Origin of the sequence: Pseudomonas sp. R62 (assembly GCF_000257605.1) — a bacterium.
GTDB classification, from domain to species: Bacteria; Pseudomonadota; Gammaproteobacteria; order Pseudomonadales; family Pseudomonadaceae; genus Aquipseudomonas; species Aquipseudomonas atacamensis.
This window is the reverse complement of record NZ_JH635999.1, coordinates 2,408,695-2,409,809: the sequence shown is the minus strand read 5'-3', so window position 1 is coordinate 2,409,809 and position 1,115 is coordinate 2,408,695. Positions and strand designations below refer to the sequence as shown.

The window sequence follows — 1,115 nt, the reverse complement described above, 5'->3', positions numbered from 1 at the left end:
ACGTCGGTGAAGCGGCCGAGTTTCATTTCCAGCGTGCCCTCGATCGGGAACTGGCCGAACTGCTCCTGACCTTCGCTCACCGCGACTTTCGCCGGCGCTTCGCCGAGGCTCTGCTGCCAGGCTTTGTGCATCAGCACGGTGTACTCGCCGCTGGCGGTGAGTTTGCTCACTACATCATTCAGCGCTGGGGTGCGCTGGCTGTCGCTGCCCAGACGCTGGGCGCCTGCGGCCCAGTCTTCCGGGGCGGCGCGGCTGACAATGGCCGGGACGGCATTCTGGCGCACCAGGATCATTTCGACCTGATACGTGTCATCGGCAAACGCCGTCGGTGCTGCAAGTGCAAGCAACAAAGTCAGAGAGAGGAACAGGCGCATCGGGCGTCCTTCAAGCGGATTTCGGGATGAGACGCTCAAACAGCGCCTCGACAGTATTGAAACGTTCTTCCGGGCGCTCCATCGGCACCTGGAATTTAAACATCGTCGCGCCTTCGAACTTGTAGCGCTTGGGCTGCGTCTGGATCAGCTTGATCAGGGTCATCGGGTCAACCGGCGTCTGCGCTTCGAACTCGATACGTCCGCCTTGCGGCCCGCCGTCGACTTTCTTGATGCCGAGCTTTTCCGCCTGCAATTTCAGCGCGGTGATCCGCACCAGGTTCTTGGTCGGCTCCGGCAACAGGCCGAAGCGGTCGATCATCTCCACCTGCAGGTCCTTGAGGCCTTCCTCGTCGGTGGCCGAGGCGATGCGTTTATACAGAATCAGCCGCGCATGCACATCCGGCAGATAATCTTCCGGAATCAGCGCCGGCACCCGCAGATTGACTTCCGGGCCGCCGCCCAGCGGTTGATCGAGGTTCGGCTGCTCGCCCTTGCGGATCGACTTCACCGCGCGCTCGAGCATTTCCATGTACAGGGTGAAACCGACGGCCTGAATCTGCCCGCTCTGACCATCGCCGAGCAGTTCGCCGGCGCCACGGATTTCCAGGTCGTTGGTGGCCAGCACGAAACCGGCGCCGAGGTCCTGGGTATTGGCGATCGCTTCCAGACGCTTTTCCGCGTCGGAAGTGATCTGCTGGCGCGGCGGCGTCAGCAGGTAGGCGTAAGCCTGGTGGTGACTGC

General features: G+C 62.3%; 2 protein-coding genes. Both read right to left on the bottom strand.

All coding sequences use genetic code 11. From position 1 onward, the window contains the following. Positions 1–374 (bottom strand): CsiV family protein (locus tag OQK_RS28585; RefSeq protein ID WP_016775484.1); only part of this gene is annotated, 374 nt, incomplete at its 3' end. 10 nt (positions 375–384) lie between these two features. After that, positions 385–1,115: TRCF domain-containing protein (locus tag OQK_RS31815; protein WP_038861936.1), on the bottom strand; the 731-nt coding region annotated here is incomplete at its 5' end.